The sequence below is a fragment of the Cytobacillus firmus genome (assembly GCF_023715565.1).
Lineage (GTDB): Bacteria > Bacillota > Bacilli > Bacillales > Cytobacillaceae > Cytobacillus > Cytobacillus firmus_C.
Map to the genome: position 1 here is coordinate 65699 of NZ_JAMBOJ010000013.1, position 25447 is coordinate 91145.

Here is a 25447-nt window from a genome sequence, read left to right on the forward strand (position 1 = left end):
AATTTCCCTTTATGCTTTTGCGGCAATTGATGTGAGACCTGCAGCTGCTTCTATCGCCTGTTCCAGATCTTCAATCAGATCTTCTGCATTTTCGATGCCGATCGAAATCCGAATTAGATCCTCCGATACTCCCGCAGCCTTTAAACCTTCCTCATCCAGCTGCTGATGAGTCGTGCTTGCAGGGTGAATAATCAGGCTCTTTGCATCCCCGACATTTGCCACATGCGCCCACAGCTGCAGGCTATTGATCAGCTTTGCTCCAGCCTCTCTTCCCCCAGCAATTCCAAATACAGCCACTGCCCCAGCTCCTTTGGGCAAGTATTTATCTGCCAATTCTTTGTCCGGATGACCTTCGTGACCTGGATAGAGCACCCAATTAACGGCCGGATGGGCATCCAGATATTCCACTACCTTTTTGGTATTGGCAACGTGCTCCTTCATTCTCACATGAAGAGTTTCAAGCCCCAATGTGAACTGGAAGGCACTTTGCGCACTCATTGCAGGCCCTAAGTCTCTTAACAGCTGTACCCGTGCTTTGATTATATAAGCAGCTTCTCCTATTGCTTCGCTATAGACAATATCATGGTAGCTCGAATCAGGCTCTGTAAAGCCCGGAAACTTCGGAGAATTCCAGTCGAATTTTCCGCCGTCTACTATAACTCCCCCCATTGTGGTTCCATTGCCAAGCAGCCATTTTGTCGCAGAGTGTATGACAATGTCAGCGCCGTGTTCTATAGGCCTGCAAAGATATGGTGTAGCAAAAGTGTTATCCACAATCAGTGGCACACCGTTTTCATGTGCAATTGCGGCAACCTTTTCAATATCCAGGATTTTCAGGCTCGGGTTTCCAATTGTTTCAGCGAAGACAGCCTTTGTTTTTTCTGTAATGGCACTCCGGAAGTTTTCGGGATCCTTTGGATCGACCAGTTTCACCTTTATACCATATTTGGGAAGTGTAACTGCAAATAGATTATAGGTACCCCCATATAAATTGGATGCGGCAACAATTTCATCACCGGCTTCGGCAATATTTAAAATGGCAAGTGTAATGGCAGACTGTCCGCTGGCAAGAGCCAGTGCGCCCACTCCTCCTTCAAGCAGGGCCACTCTTTCCTCAAATACACTGACAGTGGGATTATGTATCCTGCTATAGATATATCCCGGCTCTTTCAGGGCGAAGAGGTCTGCAGCGTGATCTGTATTCTTGAACTGGTAAGCATTATTCTGATAAATCGGAACCGCTCTCGCGCCAGTTACAGGGTCAGGCTTCAGCCCCCCATGTACTCCAATTGTTTCAAAGCGGTAATTTTTCTGTTTGTCCGTCATCGCTATCTCTCCTCTATAAAAATGTTTGTATTTCATTTCTTAAAAGCAGAAAAACCCTCTTCATAAGAAGAGGGCTGTATCGACTCTTCTTATCTTCCAGAGCATTCTGCTCTGCTGGATTTAGCACCGTGTACTTTACCGGTTGCCGGGCTTCACTGGGCCAGTCCCTCCGCCTCTCTTGATAAGAATATTCAGTTAATTAAATATTAAAATGATATTATCATACTATTAAAAAAACGGTCAAGTATTGTGCAGTGAAATTTTCCCTAGACAGAAAAAAGATTCGAGCAGCAACTTATTTCTGTATGTGGTTTCCATCAAAATTTCATTTCGGGAGATGGCATCTCTTAATATTACTTCTCCTGTAATCAGTGACAGTACAGCTTCTTCCGATCCCGAGATTTCCAAATCAAAGTGGCCGGTGTGGCTCGCCTTCCGTATTTCCCCATTCGAAATCTTTAATGGAATGCAAATATTTCCCGCTATAATACGCAAAGAAAAGTTTGATTTTCTTAAGAAAAATCCCAGATGCCCTTTAGTCTTTAATTCCCGGATGAATACATCAGGTAAATCCCTCACAGTCTCACCTCTTTTAATGGGTTCGATTGCTTTAGTATTCAGTAATAAAGAGCTTTAGTCCTTTATTTTTCATTCGACAAAATCCGAAAGGCAATGACTCTAATTGGCATTGCCCTTTCATTTCCCGAGAAATATGTCAGATCATATTATTTTTATGGAGGCGGCTGCAGTTTTTGTCTTTTTATAGCCTCTGAATACAAAGAAAAAGTAGAGAGAGCCAATCAAGTATAAAGAAGCTGTAATGGTGAATACGAGTGCATATCCCCAATAATCTCCATATCTCATGACGATTCCTGTTGAAACCGGGCCCATTACAGCCCACCCCAGATTGAACACCATCTGATTGATTGAGTTTGCCAGCCCTTTCATCGAATCACTTACCTTTGACATCATCAATGACATTTGTATAGGATTCCCGGCATTCATCAACGCCTGCCGGAACAAAAAGCCGATAGCAGCCAGCCAAAGGTTTTCAGTATAAGCGGTTAAAAGCAGGAAAGGAAGTGACATGAGCTGCAGGATCACAACGGCTTTAACCTCTCCCACTTTTCTTACCACAAGCGGTCCGATAATCATGGCAAAGGCCGTGGCAGCCTGCCCTAATGAAATAATCATGCCAATAGTTGAATTGGATGCTTCAAAGCGGTCAGCGAAATATAGATTCAGATATGGAATAACAAGCCCAGCGCCAATTCCAATTAGAAGCTGAGCAAAAGCAAACATCGCGATAATTTTCACACCATCATGTTTAGCTGAGAGATTCTTGAATGACCAGCCTTTTATGCTCTTTGCATCTTGTTGATCTTTCGAAACCTCTGCGAAACGCAAAATTGGAAATAAGCCGGCTATGAAAAACACACTTCCAATCAGAAGGGTAATGCGAATGCTTGTGAGCTGATCCGTAAACAAAGAAAATACATCCGTGAAGATGCCACCGCTTAAGTTCCCGATCACATTTGCTCCCGTCATTATAGCAAAATGAATACTGAATAAATGAACCCTTTGGTCGGCCTTTGAATTTTCAGCCATCCATGGTATGGCGGATACCTGAAGAAAGGCTGTTGTCAGCCCGGTCAAAAATGCAAATACAATCAGGAGTTCCTGCATGTCAACCAAACTTCTGAAGAGCATAACTGCACCTGTTGCAACTGCACCAAACATCATCGCTTTTTTTCTGCCAATTCGGTCGCTAGCGACCCCTGCCGGCACAAGAATCAGTGCTGTCGCGAGAGCTGTCATGGATATAATTTGTCCATTAACACTTTCTGAGTAGCCGAGCTCCCTTATGTAGAAATTATAGATGACCATGAATATCCCAAAACCAATTTGTGTAAGGATATTCGCCATAAAAGCCAATTTAATGTTGCGGTTATAGCCGTTAAACTGACCAGCCCACTCCCTGTAGAATGCCATGCGGATACCTTCCTGCACTGTATGACTTATATTTCGATTCCCTAAGTATCATATCCTTTCGGAATAGATTTGTAAATATATTTCGAATAGTGAAAAGACGTTTTTAAAACATGCAAAAAACCAGGCTGCTTCGCTCCTGGTTTTTGCTAATCGATGCTTCTGACTTTCTCCAATAAATAGGGTACGGATCGGAAGGCATATAATTTTTCATGTAAAGTTCCTTTTCTGAAGATGAGGAGGCACGGTACGCTTTCCACTCCCCACTTTTCAGCCAATTGCGGCATATAATTTAAGTCCGCTTTCCCCATTTTTTGATCTGGCAGCAATTGTTCTGTAACTGCCAGCATTTTTCCTGCCATTTGGCAGGTTCCGCACATAGGCGTATACATATAGAGAAGAATCATCTCTTCTCCGCTAAGTGCTTCCTCAATGTCCTGCTGCGACCATTCCTGCATTTTATCATCCTTACTCTATCTGTCCAGATATTGTGTATAAACGTCAATGTTAGCACCCAACAGCACTGTTGCCAAATGGTGTTCCGGTGCTGTTGCTACTTCTCTGTACATTCTATCGATGTATAGATGCTCTGCCTCTGGAAATTCCCTTTTGAATTGTTTTCTCAGCTTTTCACCTGCTGAATCTGCATCTACCAATATATATACATCCTTATCAAACAGCGTGTCAATTAATTCATCCAGTTTGGTAATGCTTATTGTTCCATTTGTGCAGATAATTTCAACGTGCTCTCTTATTATACTTTTAACCTTTGTTTTATCTGACTTTCCTTCGACAATTATCACTTTTTCCGGAATTCCATCGTTCATCGTCATCACCTGAAAGGAGTTATTTTGAAACTGTTCGTTAAATTTTTGGTTTTATCTTAGGCTCTTTTCGCATAAATTGTTGTTTTATGCTTATCAATATTGTCCGTTGATTGCAGCGGGAGGATGCTCAGCGAACCACGGGGCAGGCGGTGAGCATCCTCGACGCTACGGGTCTGTGGGGTCTCACCTGTCCCGCTACTCCCGTAGGAATTTGATAATGATACCTTGAGTAAACACCGCAAGAAGAAAATGCGAATGCATTTTCGAGGATCTCGCACCAACAGACTTTTTAAGAAAACAGTCATATCTTAATATATTCATTATTCTCGGTTATGGTGTGAATCTCCTGCCCATTTTGAAGGTTGGGCCTGCGCTGATTTATATATTCCTTACCGGTAGGAAAGGAAATGTTTTCGAAGAAAAGGATTTTTTAAAAAGACCTATTTCATTGTATGCCCGCTCAAATTGCTTTAGCCTATTAAATAAACAGCGGAAGTCATTCCGCTGTTTACAGTAATCAGCACCAGCCTCCTTCGTCACAGTCTGTGTAGCGCGCTTGCGCTTGATCCGGAACGGAGACATTCTGGTATATTTTTTGGTGTTCGGTTTCAAAATGATGGGACAAGTTGAAAGAAGAGCCTTCCGGAAGGCTGATTTGTCCAATTCTTTCGTTTTCAAGGTAAAGATCTATCCCTTTATTGTTAAGTTTGCCGACAACCCGGTCAGTTATATCGATTTTCTGCTGCTTCAGTGTCATAGGTAATCATTCCTTTCATGCATCTGGGTACCCATAGTTTTGCCCTGTCCCTGTAAAAGAAAAATAGCAATTAAAGGTAAGAACAAAAAAGATGAAACTGGAAATGATATACCCCTAAAAAAACACAAAAACCGGTTCGGAAGTGAACCGGCTTTCAAATTAGTCTTCGTTTGTCATTTCTTCATATTGCTCAGCAGTCATCAAGCTTTCTACTTCGCTCAAATCTGAAGGTTCCACCACAACCATCCATGCTTTTTCATATGGAGATTCGTTTACGAACTCAGGGTTGTCGTTAAGGTCTTCATTTACTTCAACCACTTTACCGCTTAGAGGCGCATAAAGTTCAGAAACTGTTTTTACAGATTCTACGCTTCCGAATGGTTCGTTGGCACTTAGCTCATCGCCAACTTCTGGAAGCTCAACGAATACGATGTCACCAAGTTCTGATTGCGCGAAATGCGTAATCCCAATGCGGACTTTCCCATCTTCTGTTTTTACCCACTCATGCTCTTCTGAATAACGTAATTCTTTTGGTGTGCTCATTATGTATCCCTCCATATTAATATTTCAATTTATGATCAGTAAATCGATCTCATGGTTAATGATGGCATCCAGCTATTAGGAAAGCCATGTCTTTTTATATTCCTCTTCTTTGAAGCCAACTGTTACTTTCTCTCCATCTGTCAGCAGCGGTCGCTTGAACAGCATTCCGTCTGTTGCCAAAATGTCGAGCAGCTCTTCATCTGAAGAGGTTTTTACTTTGTCCTTCAAGCCGAGCTCCCGATATTTTTGGCCACTCGTATTAAAGAACTTCTTTAGTTCCAAACCGCTCTTTTTATAAAGCGCTTCAAGTTCGCTTCGAGAAGGCGGATTCTCTGTTATATGTATTTCTTCATAGGACAAATTATGTTCGTCAAGCCATTTCCTGGCCTTACGGCATGTCCCGCATTTAGGATACCAATAAAAAGTCAACGCCATTTTTTCACCACCCATTTTAACAAATTCAGGCTCATCCAAAATTGCTGCCTTTTAATTGAATAGTAACATAAAAGGGTGACAAAGCATAACATTGATCACCAATTTAATATTCGACATTTTTCTATTTGTTCCTGCATGCCGGAACAAGTTTTTGAAAGGATATTTCACAAAAATAAAGCCCCCTTCATCGAAAGGGAGCTAAGTCAGTTTAAACTGTAAAACGTTCCGCGTCGATCAGTTTTTCTGATGCTTCACGCTTCTTTGTAATCACGTTGACTGGCGTGTGGCGTGTGAATTTGCGCAGTGCGGACATCATCATGCGCAGAGCATCGCCGTTTTCTACTGCCACAAGTGTTTCCTTTGCATCCTGCTCAATTTCGTTAAATACCTCCTGGCAGAAGATTTGAGTGTACAGAAGCTTTTGTTTGCTCTTTTCAAGGCCAGCTTTTTCAATGGCCTTTTCAGTGCGAAGAACAACAGATTCCATTGCATATGCATTCGATATAATATCCGCAATGTTTACGAGTACTTCCTGTTCTTTATCAAGAGCCTTTCCATACTTTTGTGCTGCCAGACCAGCAGCAAGCAGTCCGATTTTTTTCGCGTTCTTAACCAGATATTTTTCCTGTGCCAGCGGCTCGTCACCAGGCTCTTCAGGCATCATCATCATGAGTTCTTCCTGCAGCGCCTGGGCTTTCTGGAATAACGGAAGTTCTCCCTTTAGAGCTTTGCGGAGGTACGTGCCTGGCACTAATAGACGGTTGATTTCGTTTGTTCCTTCAAAGATACGGTTAATGCGTGAATCACGGTATGCTCTTTCAATCTCGTATTCAGCCATGAAACCGTAGCCCCCGTGGATCTGAACACCTTCATCTACTACGTAGTCGAGGACTTCCGTATTGAAGAATTTATTCATGGAGCACTCAATGGCATATTCAGCAATTGACTTTGCAACTTCTTTGCCGTCTTTTATTTCTTCATCTGTAAGTTTGCTCATACGATCCTCGAACAAACCTACTGTACGATACACTGCACTTTCTGCTGCATAAATTTTTGAAGCCATAGTGCCCAGTTTTTCTTTAGTCAAGTTAAATTGAGAGATAGGTGTCTTAAACTGCTGGCGCTGGTTCGCATACTGAACAGCCAGTTCGAATGCACGCTTCGCTCCGCCTACTGCCCCTACACCTAACTTGTAGCGGCCAATATTTAAGATATTGAAAGCAATCACATGGCCCTTGCCCAATTCACCCAGCAGGTTCTCCTTTGGCACTTGGGCGTCTTCAAGAATTAACGTACGGGTAGAAGAGCTCTTGATACCCATTTTCTTTTCTTCAGCCCCTACAGATACACCAGGAAACTCCCTTTCAACGATGAATGCAGAGAAGTGTTCGCCGTCAATTTTTGCGTATACAACGAAAACATCTGCAAAACCTGCATTGGTAATCCATTGCTTTTCACCATTCAATACATAGTGTGTGCCCTCAGCATTCAGCTTGGCGGTTGTTTTTGCTCCAAGAGCGTCAGAACCTGAGCTTGGCTCTGTCAATGCATATGCGGCAAGCTTTTCGCCTGTAGCAAGTTGAGGAAGGTATTTTTGCTTTTGTTCTTCATTACCGAATAGAACAATCGGAAGAGAACCAATGCCGACATGTGCGCCGTGAGAGATGGAAAATCCGCCAGCACGCGCCATTTTCTCTGCAATCAGTGCTGAGCTTACTTTATCTAAAGCAAGTCCGCCGTATTCTTCTGGAACATCTGCGCCCAATAGGCCAAGATCCCCAGCTTGCTTCAATAGTTTTACCGAACGGTCAAATTCATGATTTTCAAGATGTTCAATTTGTGGAACAACTTCATTCACTACATAATCTTCAGTCGTCTTAGCAATCATAACCTGCTCATCTGTATAGTCCTCAGGTGTAAATACCCGGTTATAGGAAACATCTTCGATTAAAAAGCTTCCGCCTTTAATAAGATTTTCAGTTTGATTTGACATTTACTTTCCTCCATTCTGTTTTTGCGGAGATAAGCCTGTGGCTTCTCTCCAATTTTCGATTCAACTTATAAAAGTTCAAATACTCCGGCTGCGCCCATGCCGCCTCCGATGCACATTGTTACTACTCCGAATTGCTGGTTGCGGCGTTTCATTTCATGAATTAGAGACAGAGTGAGCTTGGCTCCGGAACAGCCCAGCGGGTGCCCGAGTGCAATCGCGCCTCCGTTAACATTTACCTTCTCTTCATCCATTCCCAGCTCACGGATAATTTGAATGGATTGGGATGCAAAAGCTTCATTCAATTCAAATAAACCAATATCCGAAAGCTCCAGCCCTGCAAGCTTTAATGCTTTGGGAATGGCCACTACCGGGCCGACACCCATGATCTCAGGAGGAACACCGCCTACGGCAAAGCTTCTGAATTTAGCCATCGGCTTCAATCCGGATGATTCTGCCTTTTCCCGGTCCATAACCATTACGGCTGCAGCTCCATCACTTGTCTGTGATGAGTTCCCTGCTGTGACACTGCCGGTTACCGAGAATGCCGGACGCAGTTTCCCAAGTGTTTCTATTGTGGAATCTGCACGAACACCTTCATCCTGGCTAAATTGGATTGTTTTTTCAATCAGCTTATTGTCCTTTCCAACAGATCTGAAGGTTACGTCTACAGGTACAATTTCATCTGCAAATTTGCCTTCCTGGATTGCTTTAGCAGCCTTCTGATGACTTCTGACAGCAAATGCATCCTGGTCTTCACGTGTAATGCCATACTTTTTTGCAACCTCTTCAGCTGTATGTCCCATGCCCATGTAATATTGAGGAGCTGTTTCCGCCAGTTTGGCGTTCGGGCGGACCACATGCCCCATCATTGGCACCAGGCTCATAGATTCTGCTCCGCCGGCGATAATTGTATCTGCATGGCCAATCATGATTTTTTCAGCTGCATAGGCAATAGCCTGCAGGCCTGAAGAACAATAGCGATTGATCGTTATCCCCGGAACTTCGTGTGAAAGTCCGGCAAGGGCACCGATATTCCTGGCCATGTTCAGCCCCTGTTCTGCTTCAGGCATCGAACATCCGATAATTAAATCATCGATATTTCCTTCATAATTCCCTGCACGCTTTAGGGTTTCTTTTACTGCGAGCGCTCCTAAGTCATCCGGCCTGACATTTGCAAGCGTACCTTTTTTGGCTTTTCCGACCGGTGTTCTGGCACCTGCAACTATAACCGCTTCTCTCATCATGTTCCCTCTCTTTCTATTAATGTCCTACTCTATCACTTAATTGCGCAATGGTTTCCCTTTTAAAAGCATGTGCTGCATACGCTGCTGTGATTTTGGTTCCGCCACAAGACTAAGGAATGCTTCACGCTCCAAGTCAAGCAAATATTGCTCATCAACTTCTGTTCCATAAGGCACTTTTCCGCCTGCAATTACATAGGCAAGCTTTTTGGCAATTTTCAAATCATGCTCTGAGATATAGCCAGAGTAAAGCATCGCCTGAGCTCCAAGCAGAAGGGTCGCATAACCTGTTTCACCGACAACCGGCACCTTTTTGCGGACAGGAGGCTTATAGCCTTTCTCATGCAGGGCAAGGACAGCCTGCTTTGCATCATAAAGGAGATGATCCCCATTCACACTTATGCCATCTGCCAGGTTCAGGAAGTTATTGTCTCTTGCTTCCTCGCCAGATGTTGAAACCTTTGCCATTGCAATCGATTCAAACACTTTATTCGCAACCTTTTGAAGGTCAAATTCCACACCATTTGGCATATTTTCAAGATGCTTCAAATAAAGCTCCTTGTTTCCGCTTCCTCCCGGGATCAGGCCGACACCCACTTCAACGAGCCCCATATATGTTTCACTTGATGCCTGAATATGTGCAGCAGGCAGACATACCTCAGCTCCACCGCCAAGTGTCATGCCAAATGGAGCGGCAACTACCGGCTTCGCGCTATACTTAATTTTCATCATCGCATTCTGGAAGTGGCGGACAACCATATCAAGTTCATAAATATTGTCATCCTGCGCTTCCATAAGAATCATTCCAAGGTTTGCACCTACACAGAAGTTCTTGCCCTGGTTCCCGATTACAAGGCCTTTGTAGTTCTTCTCCACTTCATCTACCGCAAAGTTGATCATCTGGATAATATCCAATCCAATTGCATTACTTTGCGAATGGAATTCCAGCAATGCAACCCCATCGCCTATATCAACAAGGCTTGCACCTGTATTCTTTTTGATAACACCTTTTTGCTTCTTAAGCTGTTTTAAATTGATTACTTTAGGGTTTTCCTCGATTAATCTGTACTCGCCATTATGATAAAAATATCTCTGTCCCTCTTCTTCTTTGTAGAAGGAATTAATGCCTTTTTCCAGCATCTCTTTTACCCATGCCGGCACTTCTTCGCCTGCTTCCTCCATTTTTCGAACTGATTTCTCTACTCCAATGGCATCCCAGGTTTCAAACGGACCCAGCTCCCAGCCAAAGCCCCATTTCATCGCACGGTCTATCGCTGTCACATCATCAGCTATTTCGCCGTGAAGCTGTGCTGAATAGAGAAGAGCCGGGCTGAGTATGTTCCACAACAATTGGCCGGAGCGATCATCTGAATATACAAGCGCTTTCAATTTTCCTGCAGTGCCTTTTGCCTGTTTGGCCAGTTCAGTCGAAGCTGTCTTAAGTTTTTGGCGCGGGCCATATTCCAAGGTTTCCGGATTCAGCTCCAGAATCTCTTTGCCTTTCTTCAGGAAAAACCCTTGACCTGTTTTGCTTCCGAGCCAGCCTTTTTCCTGCATCATCTTCATGAAGTCAGGGACTTCAAAAGCATCTTTTTCTTTCCCGTCCACCTGGTCATAAACATTGTTTGCCACGTGTATAAATGTATCAAGCCCTACTACATCAAGCGTTCTGAAGGTAGCACTTTTCGGACGTCCAATCAGCGGACCTGTTATGGAATCCACTTCGCCTACACTGTATCCGCCCTTAAGCATCTCCTGCACTGTAACGAGAAGGCCATACGTCCCGATCCGGTTGGCAATAAAGTTTGGTGTATCTTTTGCTTCAACTACACCTTTTCCCAGTACATCTTCGCCAAATTGCTTCATAAATGACAGCACTTCAGAAGAAGTTTTTTTAGTAGGAATAACTTCAAGCAGCTTTAAGTAGCGGGGAGGATTAAAGAAATGTGTTCCAAGGAAGTGTTTTTGAAAATCTTCCGAGCGCCCTTCTGACATTGCTTCAACAGATATGCCTGACGTATTGGAGCTGACAATGCTCCCTGGCTTACGATGCTGGTCTACTTTTTCAAAAACCTGTTTCTTGATGCTGAGGTTTTCCACAACAACCTCAATAATCCAATCGACATCCTTCAGACGCTCCATGTCATCTTCAAAGTTTCCTGCCTCAATCAAAGCTATATTCTTTTTAGAAGTTAATGGGGCGGGCTTTTGTTTTAACAGCTTTTGGCGGTTCCCTTCACTGATTCGATTGCGGACTGCTTTATTTTCAAGGGTAAGCCCCTTCGCTTTTTCGGCATCCGTTAATTCGCGGGGCGCAATATCCAGTAAAAGTGTTGGAATTCCGATATTGGCCAGATGGGCTGCGATCCCCGATCCCATGACTCCTGAGCCTAAAACTGCTGCCTTTTTTATTTGTTGGATCAACTTTATTTCCCCCTTTTGCTTTTTGAATGAATACTCATTCATTTTATTTGCAAAAAAATATACTTTTCTTCTGAATGAGTTCTGTTAGTTATTACTATAAAATATTTGCAAAATTTACGCAATGATTTTAAGCGGAAATTTAAAAATGTTTTGAAATTTTATAATGCCTCAGCTGTAATTTTTTGTGCAATTTGAAATAAGTGTTTTGGACACTCTAAAAAGGAAACATTCTTAATTCGTGAGGGAGGTGAAAGAAATGGGAAAAATGAAAAAAGATCCTTCTAAGGCAGGAGTCAGCGCTGCTAGTGTCAAGGGAGATGCGGGCCCGACTGTTGAAAGGGAAGGACCTAAGAAAAGAAATAGCCAAAATAATCAATATAAGCGATGAGCCGTTTTTTATAGAAGGCTGTTATACAGTTTGCATTATGCAGATAGTAAATCATCTGCCACAGAATAGCACACGTTTATCAGAGGCAAGATATCTTCGTATAACGCTATTAGAATAGGAGGAACAAAATTATGCAGCAGCAAAATATGAACATGCAGAATCAGCAAGGCATTATGCAGCAGCCTCCTGCTGTCATTTCCACTAAAGATGCCCTTTACTTAACAGACATGCTTTCATGGAATCTACTGGCCTGTAAAAAAGCGCATTTTTATGCGCAGCAATGCCAGGACCAGGAGCTAAAAACACATTTCGAGCAGTGCGGCCAAATGCATCAGCGTCACTATGAACAGCTGCTTGGTCATTTAAACCAGCAAAGTCAGCAAAACTTTATGGGAATGCAATAGGAAGGAGCATTAAAAATGAACCAGAACCAGAACCAGAACCAGAATCAGAACCAGAATCCCAATACGATTCAAAATCCCGAAACACAGGTAAATAAAACACCGCAAATGAATGAGCGTGATTTTACAAATGATATTCTGTCTACTGAAAAATATATGACAGATGCCTATTCAGTTGCTTTAAATGAGGCAAGCCACCAGAGCCTCTATCAGGATATTCTTGCAGCTTTCAATGAAACTCAAAACCAGCAGAGAGAATTTTACAATCTAATGTTCAGAAAAGGCTGGTATAAGGTTGAAGCTGCAGACCAGCAAAAGCTCCAACAATCCTATCAGCAGTTTCAGGGCTATACCAATCAATTGCCTTATGGCAATGGCCAGATGCAATAAGAAAAGCCGATATAATTCCTACTGGAAATTTAACGCTGAAAAAACCGCTGTTATCTGCAGCGGTTTTTCTCATAGTAAAGGCTTTACTTGCTTTTTTGTTTGTTTCTCATCTCTTCATTCAGTGTTTTTATCTCAGCAATTAGTGTTTTCATTTCTTCTTTTGCATCAGGATATGTATCATTCCAGTGCTTGGCTAAAGGCGGCATGGATTTCGCAATAAAAGAATACAGTGCCCAAGCTTCAACCTTTTCTTTTAACTCCGGAGTGGCCTCGCCGATTAGGAGTTCGGTATATTTTTCAAGCAGGCCATCCAGCTGTTCCTTGAAACGATCATTCATCAGGATTCCTCCTTTTACTGCTGCAGGAAAGTGGACAAGTCCCGCATCGTTTGCCGCTGCTGGTCAAGTAGGAATAGCAGCACGTTTTCCTGGGCCTTACTGCTGTGGCGGTGTTTTCAATAACCATTTTCCTGCTGTCAAATTTCTTTAAGGGATTTGTATTTTCTTCGCCGAATAAATTGCCCGGAGCTTCCTCCAGGATAAACTGATAATCTTCAGCCGCTCTTTCCGGATGTGTTTCCAGGGGTAAAATCTTTTCGTAAAGCCAGAACAGATAAATCGCTATATTCTCCCAAAGAATAAGTTTAGAGACATTTGCTTCGTCAGCTATTCTATTGATGACCGGAAAGATATGGCCATTAAAAAGAGTTCTCACCGCATCCTCTCTCCATTGATCCCTATCTGTCCCGGCGCCTTGACCCTGAAGGCTGTCAAAACGAAATACCGGAAGCCACAGGCCGTCTCTTTCCTGACTGATAAATGTAATATTTTCATGTCTGATATCCAATTTCACATTCCAGGACGTCATGCAATACAAGTAAATGACTGGCAGAAAGGCATACCTTTTGATTAAAATAGAAGCTGCCGTTTTGTTATCGGGTGCTCCTAAATGGTTCTTCACTTCTTTCAGATACGCACCCGTTTGAGATGAATCCAGTAAATTTTCCACTTTAATGGTTAAAGGAGAGCTTTCCCCTGAATTCCTGGCAAGTCTGAATTGCCCGAGAGTTTCTGCCTGTTCTCCTGTTAATTTAATCATCCCTGAAGTCCTTGCCCCTTTAAAATACATCTCCCTTTTCCATATGGGATGCATAACGGTGTGCCAAATAATGGGTCTATAGTCACTTCGCATTCCATGCCAAAAACGTTTTTAACCAATCCGCAATTAATGACATGTTCAGGCTTGCCCTGAGCAAAAACCTTTTGATCCTTTATCGCAACAATATTATGAGCATAGCGGCAGGCTAAATTCAGATCATGAAGCACCATGATGATGGTACGCTGTTCCTTTTCATTCAATTCGAATAATAAATCTAGTATTTCAATTTGATGTGTCATATCCAAATAGGTTGTTGGCTCATCCAGCAGAATGGTATCCGTATCCTGGGCCAAAGTCATGGCAATCCAAGCCCTCTGACGTTGCCCCCCTGACAGGGAATCGACTGTCCGGTCTTTCAATTCTTCCATCTCTGTTGCCTTCAAAGCATTTCGGACTTTTAACTCGTCTTCAGTAGACCACTGCTTCAGCCATGTTTGATAAGGGTATCTTCCCTGTTTGACAAGCTGAAGAACAGTTAGTCCCTCCGGAGCTAAAGGAGATTGAGGCAGAATCGCCATCTTTCTGGCAACATCTTTCGTGGAAAGTTTGGCTACAGCCTCACCTTCCAATAATACAGCACCAGATTTCGGCTTTAGCAGCCTGGCGATAGACCTTAGCAATGTCGATTTCCCGCAGCCATTTCCACCAATAAATACAGTGATTTCCCCTTTAGGTATTTCCAGGTCCAGTTCATTTATAATAATGGTATCTCCATATGACAAGGTTAAGTCTTTGGTAGCGATTGCTTGCCCTGCTGTCATCTCTGCCCTCTCCTTTTCCTAATATTCATATCTATAGGCTCTCCAGTTGCCTGAATCATACGAGTTTCAAGCTTTTCCAGCTTATGCGTTTCTTGTCTTGAAAAGCAGGTATATAAAGTAAGGTGCGCCAATGCTGGCTGTAAACACCCCCGCTGGAATCTCAAGCGGCGAGAACAATGTCCTGCCTATCAGATCGGCTGCCATGACCAGAATTCCGCCAATCAGAGCAGAAGCCGGAAGCAAAGCGCCAAAAGCAGATCCTACCATCCTTCGGGCCATATGAGGAGCCATTAAGCCGACAAAACCTATCCCTCCACCGAATGCGACAGCTCCGCCGATTAATGCCGTGCTGACCATCAGCAGCAGAAACCTGTATTTCTGAACAGTGCTGCCTACACCCATGGCAATATCATCGCCAAGTTCCTGGATATTGACATTACGCGAGAGAACAAACGCCAGTACCAGAAACACGAGCGTCCATGGGACTAAAATTGCGACATTATCCCAATTTGAGCCGTATACTGTTCCGGTAATCCAGATATTCGCCTGGCTGGCCTGGTAAATTGGCCCAAAGACCATCATCAGAGTGGTAAGTGCCTTCGTCAAACTTGCAAGTCCAATTCCAATAAGTACAAGGCGTATTGGCGACACTCCATCCTTATAGGCCAGAAAATACACAAGAAAAGCCAAAATTGCAGCACCCGCAAAAGCTGCAAGAGGCATCCAATTAATACTTACAGTTAATGCATTGTTTTTATCACTAAAGAAAGCAAGAAAGCCCACAACTGCTACAGATGCTCCTCCTGTAATACCGATAATATCAGGAGATGCCAGCGGATTTCTGATAATTCCCTGCAAGATGCCGCCAGCAGCAGCCAGCGCCATTCCCACCATTAAGGCAACGATGATTCTTGGAAGTCGGAATGACTGAATGATCAGCTTTTCCATATCCGAACCTCCGCCAAAGAATACCTGTACCACCTTGAGCGGGCTGATTTTCATTTCACCTGTGCCGGTGCTCATCACAAACACTCCAGCCGCTGCTGCTGCCAAAAATAAAAAAGTAATAAGTGCTTTCCGGTTTACTAAAAAAGATACCTTATCGCCCAAAAGGCGAAAATTATAATATTTTTTCACTATTTATTGAACCCCCTTCTGGCAATGTACACAAAGAAAGGAGTTCCAATGACGGCGGTCATGACCCCGACAGGCACTTCCTGCGGCATGATGATGTACCTGGATGCTATGTCTGCAATCAGAAGGAGCATCCCGCCGAGAAGACCCGCGTACGGAATAACCCAGCGATGATCAATGCCCACGACAGCCCGTGTCAAATGTGGAATGACAATGCCGAGGAAGCCAATGGGACCTGCAACAGCTACCGCTCCTCCTGAGAGAAGAACGGTAGCAATACCTGCACCCAATTTAAGCATTCCTGTTTTCAAGCCCAGCCCTTTCGCAACGTCCTCACCCATTGACAGGACATTCAACTTTCCAGCAATGATTAATGAAAAGATCCAGCCGGCCAGCAAATATGGGAATACAGCTGCAAGGGTCTCAAGCTTTCTTCCGGATACAGATCCCGCCAGCCAAAACAGCACCTGCTCCAGGGCAGTCTCATTAATGACGAGAAAGCCTTGTGTCATCGAAGCAAACATGGCACTCATCGCCGCACCGGCTAGGGTTAATTTCATAGGCGTCAGGCCTTCCCTGCCGATAGAGCCGATAATATATACAAATATAAATGAAACAGCAGCTCCTAGAAATGATACCCATGTAAAGACCTGAAGATTACTGATTGAAAATAGCGCTACTGTTATGACAACTGCAAATCCGGCACCTGCATTAATTCCGAAGATCTCAGGAGCAGCCAGAGGATTCTTTGTTAATGACTGGAGCAGGACACCCGCAATGGCTAAGCTTGCCCCTACAGAAGCTGCAATCAAAGCTCTCGGCAGACGGACAGATTGAATGATTATATGTTCATTCGTTCCATCAAAATTTGTAAATGCATCAAACGCCATCTTCCAGGTCGTGTCGGTATATCCGTATACAATACTGAAAGACATTAAAACTAGTAATAGGAGAACAGCTGTCAATAGCCCAGCCCATCTCAGAAAATTTGTTTTTAATAACATTGAAGGACCCTTCTTGTATCTATTTAATAAGGTTTAGCTACATTTTCAGTCTATTGTACAGAGGATTAGCTGTCAACGAGTTTGAAAATCATTTTCAATGAAAATCATTTTCAATTACCTATTGACAATGTAAAGCGTTCACATTAGTATAAAAGTAACAAATGAAAATGATTATCATTAACAACGCAAAATGGAGGAGTACATAATGAAATTAAAGTCTTTATTAACCATTCTTTCAGTTTTCACAATCTTGTTCCTGGCTGCCTGCGGAAATAGCAGCGAACAGGACGAAAAAGCCGATAAGGAAAAAGAAGGAAGCAAAACAGAAGATACAGGCTATACAGTTGAGCACGCAATGGGCACAACTAAGCTTGATAAAGCACCTGAAAAAGTAGTCATTTTGACTAACGAAGGTACTGAGGCATTACTTTCCATGGGTGTTACTCCGGTTGGTGCCGTTCAGTCCTGGACTGGCGATCCGTGGTATGACCATATCACGGATGATATGAAAGATGTTCAAGTTGTTGGTACAGAAAGTGAAGTAAATGTGGAAGCAATCGCAGCGCTGCAGCCGGACCTTATTATAGGAAACAAAATGCGCCAGGAAAAAATCTATGATCAATTAAATGACATTGCTCCTACTGTCTTTGCTGAAACATTGCGCGGAGACTGGAAGGAAAATTTTGAGCTTTACGCAAAAGCCATTAATAAAGAAGAAGAAGGCAAGAAAGTCCTTGCTGATTATGACAGCCGCATCGAAGAAATTAAAACGGGCCTTGGCGATCAATTAGACAAGGAAGTTTCCATTGTCCGCTTCATGGCTGGGGATGTCCGCATCTACCACAAAGACTCCTTCTCAGGCGTCATTCTTGATCAAATCGGACTTGCTCGCCCGGAAAGCCAGAATGTTGATGACTTCGCTGAAAAGAATGCTACGAAAGAGCGCATTCCTGCCATGGATGGAGATGTATTATTCTACTTCACATATGAAACAGGCGATGGAGAAGCAAACAAACTTGCTAAAGAATGGATTGAAGATCCGTTATTCAAAAACCTTAAAGTAGCTCAGGAAGGCAATGTTCATGAAGTCAGTGATACCATCTGGAATACTGCCGGAGGCGTTATTGCTGCGAACCTGCTATTGGATGACATTGAAAAATACCTAGTGAAGTAATGCAAAACTTGTGATTGCGCTCCCATAATACCCCCTCTTTTATGAGAGCTCAAATATATTTTAAATTCAGCGCCTGCCAAACGGACTCGGCTGGCCAGGCGCCGGATCTTAACCAAAAAGGAACCTGACCCAGGTTCCTTTTTGGTTTACCCTCAATATATTCTAAAATTACTCTATATCTAAACCTTTATTTTTATTGCCTTCCATTCATAAGTTTTCCAAAACCGGCAACAATAAGCTTAATGCCGAAAATAATGGTGATTTCCTATGAGAAAATGGTTGAAAAATAAGCGGATTAAAGAGGATATCCAGCATAAGGAATGGGAGCAATCCTTCATTAAATCCAAAGACTTTAAAAAAATCTTTTATTATAACCAAAAAACAGATGTTCGTTTTGGACTTACTTTCATGGCTACTTTAATCGATGAAAATATTATCCAGGATGGCATTCTCCCTAATCTGCTCGAAGACGAGTTCCGGGAAATCGAGGACATTAAACAGCTTGTCCCTGTGGCTGATGTGCAGGTATGCGACGACCCTTCTTTAATTGAACAAAAGCTGATGAATGGCTACGTTATGCTGACCATTGAGACGGAGCTCAAACATTTCGGCTTTATAGCTGCGCAAAAAGAAATAGTCAGAGGTTTAAGCCAGCCCGAGGTTGAGTTTTCTGTTATCGGTCCCAAGGAAGCCTTCGTAGAATCAATGGGCCAAAATTTGAATTTAATCCGGAAACGTCTGCCTGTAAAAGAACTGATCATTGAAGAATTCACACTGGGAAGCTTGTCAAAGACTTCTGTCGCAATGCTTTATATGGAGAATATCACAAATGAGGATAATATAAATACTGTCAGGCAGAGATTAAAAAACGTGAAATTTGATGCCATCACAGACAGTTCCTATATCGTCCAGCTGATTAGCGATAACTCCAATTCCCCTTTCCCTCAGCTGCTTGATACAGAGCGGCCTGACAGGGTTGCAGGCATTTTAGCAGAGGGGAAAATCGCTATTGTGGTAGATGGTTCACCCCATGTATTAATTACGCCAACCACACTTGTTGAGTTTTTCAGCTCTTTTGAAGATTATTTTTTAAATTGGATTTTATCTTCTTTTTTCCGTCTTATCCGTTTGTTCGCAGTTGCGTTTTCTATTCTGGTTACACCTATTTATGTAGCAACACTTTCATATCATTATGAACTGATTCCCAAGGATTTAATGAGTACTTTAATCACATCAAGGCGGGAGATTCCGCTGCCTCCTATTCTTGAAGCACTGTTTTTAGAACTTACAATTGAATTGCTCCGCGAGGCAGGAGCACGTCTTCCGACTAAGGTCGGCCAGACAATCGGTATCGTGGGAGGGATTGTAATCGGAACTGCATCTGTAGAAGCAGGCCTGACGAGTAATGTCCTTCTCATTATTGTAGCTCTCGCTGCTCTTGCCTCCTTTACAACACCTGTATATAGGATGGGCAATACTATTCGTTTGCTCCGTTTTCCTTTCCTGTTTTTTGCAGAGTTATGGGGCCTGCTCGGAATTGTATTTTGCTTCTGTGTACTGTTGACTCACTTAACCAGGCTGACTTCACTGGGAAGACCTTTCCTTGAACCTCTCTATCCCCCTCGGGTGGTGGATATGAAGGATGCCCTTATAAGGCTTCCATTTGAAAAACAATCCAGACGGCCAATTTATTTAAGAACTAAAAAACCAATCCGATTTAGCAAGAAAAAAGCAAAAAAGCAAAAAGACATTGATGAATAATGAAGCAAGTGTCTGCTTAGGGTTTCAGTTATTAGTTGGAGGTGAACCAGATGAAGGAACAGCCAATACCGGAGAGATTGCAGATATCCCCCTTTTTAGTGTTTTTCATGGTCATGTCCATACAAATTGGGATTGGTGTACTAGGGTATCAGAGAATCATTGCAATGGATGCAGGATACGATGCCTGGATCTCCATATTGTTTGCCGGCGGGTGCATTCACGTAATTATTTGGATGATCTATAAAATCTGTGATACTGCTGGCGGTGATATTGTAACTGCGCATAAATACATTGCAGGAAACTTTATTGGCAAAGCACTAAGCGCCATTTTTATAGGCTATTTCATCCTGTTTTCCTTAACAGTATTAAGGACATTTATTGAAGTCATACAGGTTTGGATGTTTCCAGAAATAAACACCTTCTGGTTCGCCTTTGCCTTTATGGCACTTTGTGTATACATTATTTTTGGGGGATTTAGGACAGTGGTGGGCATCTCATTCTTTGGGCTTGTTTTGCCTGCTTACCTTATCCTCACATTTGGCTGGGCAATTAAATTCTCCAACTTTTACAATCTGCTGCCCATCTGGGATCATTCCATAAAAGAGCTGCTTACTGCTTCTTACCACATGTCACTTACTTTTATTGGGTTTGAGAGCATCATTTTTTTCTATCCTTTTATTAAAGAGCCAAAAAAATCGCAGAAATGGGCTCATTTAGCCGTATTGACAACTACATTAATATACACGACTTTAGCCATCATTACCTTTGCTTATTTTTCTGAAGAACAGCTGTCCAAACAAATTTGGGCCAGTTTAACAATGTGGAAAATAGTTGAAATGCCCTTTGTTGAACGTTTTGAATATATTGGAATTGCTAACTGGAACTTAATTATTCTTCCTAATGTGTGCATATCCGTCTGGATCGTCTCACGGCTTATTAAAAGGGTTTTTAATATCCGTCAAAAAGTGGGCGTATTTTTTATTGTTGCCGTAGTGCTTTTCATGATAATTTTTTTGGATACACGAGACAAAATTAATATGCTTAACGACTCTGTTGGAAAAATGGGGTTTATATTTACCTTTATTTATATTCCTTTGCTTTTCGCCGCTGTCATGATTGCCAAGAAGCTGAAAAGGGGGAAGAAGAAATGAAAAAATTACTGCTTATCTGCCTTGTTCTGCTGCTTTCCGGCTGTGTAGACAAAGAAATATTGGATGATATTAATATTGAAGTTGGGGTGGGCTACGACTTAGCAGAGGATCCAAAGGACAAGTACAGAGGGACAATATTATTTCAGGAATTCCAGCCTGATAAAAGTGTTATAAACCGAACCTTTTCAGGTAACGGAAAACTCAGGCAAGATTTAATAATAGATGTGACCAGGCAATCCTCTGAGCCGGTAGTGACAGGAGGGTTAAAAGTGGCGGTCTTCGGACCTAAAATTTCAAAACTGGGGATCTATGACCTGATAGATTCTTTCCAAAGAGACCCAAGCATAGGAGCACGGGTATTTGTTATAACCTCGGAAGATAAAGCGGAAGATTTGTTGAAGGGAGAGTATGGAACAAGAGGAAATTCAACTTACATCTATAATTTGATACAGCATAATATTGAACATCGGGATATTCCGAAAACCAACCTTCACCTTGCTTTCCGTAATTACCATGAGAGAGGGAGAGATATGTTTCTTCCCCGCCTCAAAAAAATTGCGAACGATAAAGTGGAGCTAATTGGAATCAGCCTTTTCGAAAAGGATAAGGAGGTAGACATCCTCCCTTTAGAAGATTTGTTCTTCTTTAAACTGCTGGTTGACAAATATAGTGAAGGAAATTTTGATGTTCAGTTAAAAAAAGGAGATCTTGCTGCTATAAAAAGTATTAAATCCACACATAAAATTAAAATTACTGATAATCATGCTGCCATTAACATTAATATTGAAGGCATTGTCCGTGAGTATACCGGCACTAAACTGACTACTGCGGTGGTTAAGGACGTAGAAAAAAAACTGGAGAAAAAGGTTGAAAGAGAATGCCTCAAGCTGCTGAAAAAGTTTCAGGAGCTCGGAGTCGATCCAGTTGGACTCGGCCAAATTAAAAAGACACAGCATCGGAATTTTGATTATAAAAAGTGGGAGGATGATTATAAAACTCTTGGGTTCGAAGTTAAATGCAATGTGAATATTGAAGAAACAGGCATTATTGAGTAAGAGCGGGCTGTAACCCGCTCTTTCTAATTAATCACTGGTCGAGAACATATATTTTTTATAATGGTAGCGAATGGAGAAGATCAGCCCCATTGCGAGCATATTCCCCATCAGCGAGCTTCCCCCATAGCTGATGAAAGGAAGCGGAATGCCTGTGATAGGCAAAAGGCCGATAGTCATTCCGATATTCTGAAAGACATGGAATGTAACCATGCTGATAACACCTACACAAATATAGGTATAGAAATTGTTCTTTGTTTCCATGCCAATCTTGGTAATATGGTAAATCAGCAAAAAGAAAAGGCTGACAACAACGCTTGCTCCTACAAAGCCAAATTCTTCACCTACAATACTGAAAATAAAATCGGTATGGCTTTCAGGTAAGTAGACCTCTCTCGTTCCATACCCTTTCCCGCTTGTTTCACCGGACCCAATGGCAAGGAGAGAACGTGTCAGCTGAAACCCGGTTGAACTTTGGTAATTATAGGGGTCAATCCAGGAATAGATGCGCGCAAACTGATACTCCTTTACTCCTAAATACTTTTCAAGAATTTCCGGATGCCATAAAACAAAATATAAAATAGTGCCTGCAAGAGCTGCTCCTGTTCCAAATATAGGGGCAAGCAGCTTCCAGCTGATTCCTGAAATGAATATCATGCCAAGCATGATGGCCAGAAATACAAGGCCTGTACCTAAATCCGGCTGCTGCATAATCAGCAATAGAGGCACCATTGTTAATCCAACCAATTTAATCAGCAGCCAGAAATCAGTCTGAATGGTTTTATATGCATTTTTTTGATGATGCTCATCAATCGCTTTCGCCAATATCAAAATAATGAACACTTTAACAATCTCAGCTGGCTGAAGGGACCCCATCCCCGGAACCTTATACCATGCTTTTGCCCCATTAATGACAGGAGCTATGCTTTCTGGCGCCACAATCAGGAATCCAAGGAGTACAAGTCCCAGGCCATATACATACCAGGAAATCTTCTTCAGCTGATCGGAATCCAGTGTGATTACCGCAGCGATGATACCTGCTCCAACTGTATACCAGACAACCTGCTTCAAAAGGAAGTTTTCTGTATATTGCCCTGTTGTCTGTGCGCTGTAAATAGATATGGCACTTACCAGGAATAACAGCATTAATATTAATACTAAGCCCCAATCCAGCTTAGGAGGTGTATATCGATTTGAGGTCATGATCATTCTCCTTTAAAAAAACAAAACCATTTACCTTTTAAGGCATAACGGAGCACAGCGAAAGGAATAGCATATGTACCTCACATTATTCCCCGCTACAATATTTCATTATATTTTTTATAGAGGTAAATCACAACTTTTAAAAGCGAATGGTTATTATTTCAAATTTTCCCGATTACTGAGAATGTTTAATTAAGGCAATATTCAGAGTGCTTTAAGAAACTCTTTGGATGCAAAAGGTATTAAGACCCGGTTTTAAACTCGCCGCTGAAATATCTCACTTTTATATCATCTCTCATCCACTCGAGATTATTAGGTACCTGAGGGATACTGTATCCAATGAAAATTGGCGTTGTAATATAGCGAGGAACAATTTTCGAGTAAATCTCACTGCCCAGCTTGTAGAAAAACAAGTTATAACTATTGCTTGGAAAAGGAAAGGCATTCAGAATATAATGGGCAGCAGTCTGGATGCATTTCGCAAAGTATGGAATATCATCCTGATCGGCAAGCTTCACATTAAATTCATAAAAGCCGATTCTCGGGGAAGTCGATAAAGTGAACACCGTGCCGCTTTCCTCATGAATGAGAAGTCCTTCAAAATCCTTTACCTGTATTTTTTCCTTATAATCTATATTATTCAATCCTACAATCTGCATATGCGGATGGGCGATACTTCCCCCGGATAATGGCCCGTGATTTTTGAAAAATAATACAGATTCATATTTCCCGCTTTCTTCCATAAGCAGCCAATGTTTTAAACCAAATGAAATTAACCTGACCAAATGTTCCTCAGGGTAAACCGACAGCTCACCATCACATTGATCCGTTTCAATCAGCACAGTCTGATAGGAGTTTTCCAGAACAGGAAACTTATTTTTCAGCAAAATAATTGAATTCTCTACCGCGATGATATCTGTCAGTTCCTCCCTTGCACAAAAAGGGCAACTGATATCTTTATTTCGAATGCTATTAGGCTTTTGGACTCCAATCCCCGTATTAAAATGCAAATGTGTATCTGACATATCTCTTTGACACCTGCTTTTCTGTAATCTCTCCTTCTATACTATCATGAAACTGTGAATGGGGTATCTTTGCCAGTTTCATGGGTGCTTTTGATGGATTATGCTCTTTGCGCCGTGGAAGGATTCGGACTTTCAGCTGTTTTTTATTGGGCTTTGTGTCTGAAGCAGCCCCGGCTTCGGTCTCAAACTGACTTGTGCTGGAGGGTTATATGTCCGAAGTTTTTGCCAGACTTTATCTAAGGCTGACTTATCTAAGCATTGTGAACGAAAAATCAGCGGGATATTAATCAACCCCGCTGAAAAGTATTTAATGCACCGTTAATTCAGTTTCTGTGTGCTCGTGAATGTCGTCGCCTTTTTCTACATGTGTAGTAATGATGTATGTGCCTGCTTTTATAAACTGATGGCCGGCAGTGTATTTGCCCGGTTCGGTTTCAGACATATTCACCCATTGAGGTGTATCACCATTCAGTGAGATTTCAAGTTTTACTTTAGCATCCGCAAGCGGTTCCCCTTCATTATCAACCATGGCAGATAATTGCGTTTGCTCGTTTGCTTGAATTTGCTCAGGGGCCTGCAGTTCAATGGATACCTCACCGCCATGGCCATGAGAGTGACCCTCTTCATGGCCCTCATCGTCCTGGTCATGCCCCGTACCTGAGTCCTCCGCTTTTGCCTTACCAACTTGTATCGAAACCATTGGCATGGTATGTTGACTTCTTGCCGTAACATGGGACTGAACATAGTAAAGGCCCTCCTCAGTAAAAACATGATCAGCAGTATATTTGCCCTCTGATCCGTGCTTTGCCTCTATCATTTCACCGTTTTCTTTTTGTCCTTCCTGCCAGATTTCAAATTTCACCTCATCCGCATCCGTTACAGCCTCACCACCTTGTTTGACAGTGACAGCAAGGGCTGCCTCCCCGCCGGGGTTAATCGTTTCAGGCGCCTCGATGACTGCTTCAATGATTTGCGGCACTTCGTCGTTTTTTCCAGTCTTTTCTTCCTCCGATTGGCTGCATCCGCCAAGAACAAGCAACCCCGCCATCAGGCTGAATAATATCTTTTTCAATTTAGTGTCCCTCTCTTTATCTATATTGTTCTTCGATAATATAACTATAAAAGCCATTTGTGATAAAACAATGAAATCTTTTCAAAAAATAAAAAACCCTTTCAGGCCATTTGAACTGTGCCCCGATTTACGGACAGTTTAAAAAGCGCCTATGCGGCTAGTAAATGACCCCGGTATTGCACCGGGGTCATTTTATTTAAGCCCCATTGATAACGATGCTGGTTATATTCCTCGATCA

The 25447-nt window shown here is 42.4% G+C and carries 27 protein-coding genes and 1 riboswitch; of the genes, 7 read left to right on the forward strand and 20 right to left on the reverse strand.

Translation table 11 applies throughout. The annotated features are described in order from the left end of the window. Positions 1-9: 9 nt before the first annotated feature. From M3205_RS07300 to M3205_RS07350, 11 genes are all read right to left on the reverse strand, one after another. Positions 10-1326, reverse strand: a complete 1317-nt coding sequence (locus tag M3205_RS07300) for an O-acetylhomoserine aminocarboxypropyltransferase/cysteine synthase family protein (RefSeq protein ID WP_251169304.1) — start codon at positions 1324-1326, stop codon at positions 10-12. An 86-nt stretch (positions 1327-1412) separates the two neighbouring features. Next, positions 1413-1514: riboswitch (SAM riboswitch) on the reverse strand. Positions 1515-1566: 52 nt separating this feature from the next. Then, positions 1567-1905 (reverse strand): hypothetical protein, encoded by a 339-nt coding sequence (locus tag M3205_RS07305; protein ID WP_251169305.1) that lies wholly within the window; start codon positions 1903-1905, stop codon positions 1567-1569. Between the two features lie 141 nt (positions 1906-2046). Then, entirely contained in the window at positions 2047-3318 is a 1272-nt protein-coding gene (locus tag M3205_RS07310; RefSeq protein WP_251169306.1) for an MFS transporter, read from the reverse strand. Positions 3319-3464: 146 nt separating this feature from the next. Further along, positions 3465-3773 (reverse strand): thioredoxin family protein, encoded by a 309-nt coding sequence (locus M3205_RS07315; RefSeq protein WP_251169307.1) that lies wholly within the window; start codon positions 3771-3773, stop codon positions 3465-3467. Between the two features lie 15 nt (positions 3774-3788). After that, positions 3789-4142: a toprim domain-containing protein gene (locus tag M3205_RS07320; RefSeq protein WP_095243561.1), complete on the reverse strand. Its 354-nt coding sequence runs from the start codon at positions 4140-4142 to the stop codon at positions 3789-3791. A gap of 517 nt (positions 4143-4659) precedes the next feature. After that, on the reverse strand, positions 4660-4899 hold the full coding sequence (locus tag M3205_RS07325) for a YusG family protein (protein WP_251169308.1): 240 nt from the start codon (positions 4897-4899) through the stop codon (positions 4660-4662). Between the two features lie 159 nt (positions 4900-5058). After that, positions 5059-5442, reverse strand: coding sequence for a glycine cleavage system protein GcvH (gene gcvH / locus M3205_RS07330; RefSeq protein ID WP_009331744.1), 384 nt, complete (start codon positions 5440-5442; stop codon positions 5059-5061). A 75-nt stretch (positions 5443-5517) separates the two neighbouring features. Continuing rightward, positions 5518-5877, reverse strand: coding sequence for an arsenate reductase family protein (locus M3205_RS07335; RefSeq protein WP_251169309.1), 360 nt, complete (start codon positions 5875-5877; stop codon positions 5518-5520). 208 nt (positions 5878-6085) lie between these two features. Then, positions 6086-7870: an acyl-CoA dehydrogenase family protein gene (locus M3205_RS07340; RefSeq protein ID WP_251169310.1), complete on the reverse strand. Its 1785-nt coding sequence runs from the start codon at positions 7868-7870 to the stop codon at positions 6086-6088. A 65-nt stretch (positions 7871-7935) separates the two neighbouring features. Further along, the gene (locus tag M3205_RS07345) at positions 7936-9111 is read right to left on the reverse strand and encodes an acetyl-CoA C-acetyltransferase (RefSeq protein ID WP_251169329.1); all 1176 of its coding nucleotides are present in this window, start codon (positions 9109-9111) and stop codon (positions 7936-7938) included. Between the two features lie 39 nt (positions 9112-9150). Next, positions 9151-11532 carry a 3-hydroxyacyl-CoA dehydrogenase/enoyl-CoA hydratase family protein gene (locus tag M3205_RS07350; protein ID WP_251169330.1) on the reverse strand — a complete coding sequence of 794 codons (2382 nt, stop codon included), beginning with the start codon at positions 11530-11532 and terminating at the stop codon, positions 9151-9153. A 259-nt stretch (positions 11533-11791) separates the two neighbouring features. Between M3205_RS07350 and M3205_RS07355 the strand changes: the two genes are divergently transcribed. The 3 genes from M3205_RS07355 to M3205_RS07365 all read left to right on the forward strand — a co-directional run bounded on the left by M3205_RS07355 (position 11792) and on the right by M3205_RS07365 (position 12714). After that, the gene (locus M3205_RS07355; protein WP_251169311.1) at positions 11792-11923 is read left to right on the forward strand and encodes a YuzL family protein; all 132 of its coding nucleotides are present in this window, start codon (positions 11792-11794) and stop codon (positions 11921-11923) included. 131 nt (positions 11924-12054) lie between these two features. Next, entirely contained in the window at positions 12055-12327 is a 273-nt protein-coding gene (locus M3205_RS07360; protein WP_251169312.1) for a hypothetical protein, read from the forward strand. A gap of 15 nt (positions 12328-12342) precedes the next feature. Next, positions 12343-12714 (forward strand): spore coat protein, encoded by a 372-nt coding sequence (locus tag M3205_RS07365; RefSeq protein WP_251169313.1) that lies wholly within the window; start codon positions 12343-12345, stop codon positions 12712-12714. Between the two features lie 83 nt (positions 12715-12797). On the opposite strand, the gene M3205_RS07370 is transcribed toward M3205_RS07365, so the two are convergent. From M3205_RS07370 to M3205_RS07390, 5 genes are all read right to left on the reverse strand, one after another. Further along, positions 12798-13052 carry a YusU family protein gene (locus M3205_RS07370; RefSeq protein WP_251169314.1) on the reverse strand — a complete coding sequence of 85 codons (255 nt, stop codon included), beginning with the start codon at positions 13050-13052 and terminating at the stop codon, positions 12798-12800. Continuing rightward, positions 13045-13812, reverse strand: a complete 768-nt coding sequence (locus M3205_RS07375; protein ID WP_251169315.1) for an IucA/IucC family C-terminal-domain containing protein — start codon at positions 13810-13812, stop codon at positions 13045-13047. The genes M3205_RS07370 and M3205_RS07375 overlap by 8 nt, the downstream gene beginning before the upstream one ends. After that, complete coding sequence (locus M3205_RS07380; RefSeq protein ID WP_251169316.1) at positions 13809-14633, reverse strand: ABC transporter ATP-binding protein; 825 nt, start codon at positions 14631-14633, stop codon at positions 13809-13811. Before M3205_RS07380 ends, M3205_RS07375 begins: the two co-directional genes overlap by 4 nt. A gap of 81 nt (positions 14634-14714) precedes the next feature. Continuing rightward, positions 14715-15770, reverse strand: a complete 1056-nt coding sequence (locus tag M3205_RS07385; RefSeq protein WP_251169317.1) for a FecCD family ABC transporter permease — start codon at positions 15768-15770, stop codon at positions 14715-14717. After that, the gene (locus M3205_RS07390; protein ID WP_251169318.1) at positions 15770-16771 is read right to left on the reverse strand and encodes a FecCD family ABC transporter permease; all 1002 of its coding nucleotides are present in this window, start codon (positions 16769-16771) and stop codon (positions 15770-15772) included. The genes M3205_RS07385 and M3205_RS07390 overlap by 1 nt, the downstream gene beginning before the upstream one ends. 205 nt (positions 16772-16976) lie before the next feature. On the opposite strand from M3205_RS07390, the gene M3205_RS07395 reads away from it, so the two are divergent. The 4 genes from M3205_RS07395 to M3205_RS07410 all read left to right on the forward strand — a co-directional run bounded on the left by M3205_RS07395 (position 16977) and on the right by M3205_RS07410 (position 21912). Beyond that, on the forward strand, positions 16977-17945 hold the full coding sequence (locus M3205_RS07395; RefSeq protein WP_251169319.1) for an ABC transporter substrate-binding protein: 969 nt from the start codon (positions 16977-16979) through the stop codon (positions 17943-17945). 267 nt (positions 17946-18212) lie between these two features. Next, positions 18213-19706, forward strand: coding sequence for a spore germination protein (locus M3205_RS07400; RefSeq protein WP_251169320.1), 1494 nt, complete (start codon positions 18213-18215; stop codon positions 19704-19706). A 50-nt stretch (positions 19707-19756) separates the two neighbouring features. Then, positions 19757-20857 (forward strand): GerAB/ArcD/ProY family transporter, encoded by a 1101-nt coding sequence (locus tag M3205_RS07405; protein WP_251169321.1) that lies wholly within the window; start codon positions 19757-19759, stop codon positions 20855-20857. Then, the gene (locus tag M3205_RS07410; protein ID WP_251169322.1) at positions 20854-21912 is read left to right on the forward strand and encodes a Ger(x)C family spore germination protein; all 1059 of its coding nucleotides are present in this window, start codon (positions 20854-20856) and stop codon (positions 21910-21912) included. Before M3205_RS07405 ends, M3205_RS07410 begins: the two co-directional genes overlap by 4 nt. Positions 21913-21939: 27 nt before the next feature. On the opposite strand, the gene rodA is transcribed toward M3205_RS07410, so the two are convergent. The 4 genes from rodA to M3205_RS25895 all read right to left on the reverse strand — a co-directional run bounded on the left by rodA (position 21940) and on the right by M3205_RS25895 (position 25445). Next, positions 21940-23112: a rod shape-determining protein RodA gene (rodA, locus tag M3205_RS07415; RefSeq protein ID WP_251169323.1), complete on the reverse strand. Its 1173-nt coding sequence runs from the start codon at positions 23110-23112 to the stop codon at positions 21940-21942. Positions 23113-23354: 242 nt separating this feature from the next. After that, entirely contained in the window at positions 23355-24137 is a 783-nt protein-coding gene (locus M3205_RS07420) for a DUF4931 domain-containing protein (RefSeq protein WP_251169324.1), read from the reverse strand. A 307-nt stretch (positions 24138-24444) separates the two neighbouring features. Then, positions 24445-25209 (reverse strand): FixH family protein, encoded by a 765-nt coding sequence (locus tag M3205_RS07425; protein ID WP_251169325.1) that lies wholly within the window; start codon positions 25207-25209, stop codon positions 24445-24447. 149 nt (positions 25210-25358) lie between these two features. Further along, entirely contained in the window at positions 25359-25445 is an 87-nt protein-coding gene (locus M3205_RS25895; protein ID WP_396105258.1) for an IS3 family transposase, read from the reverse strand. Positions 25446-25447 lie beyond the last annotated feature (2 nt).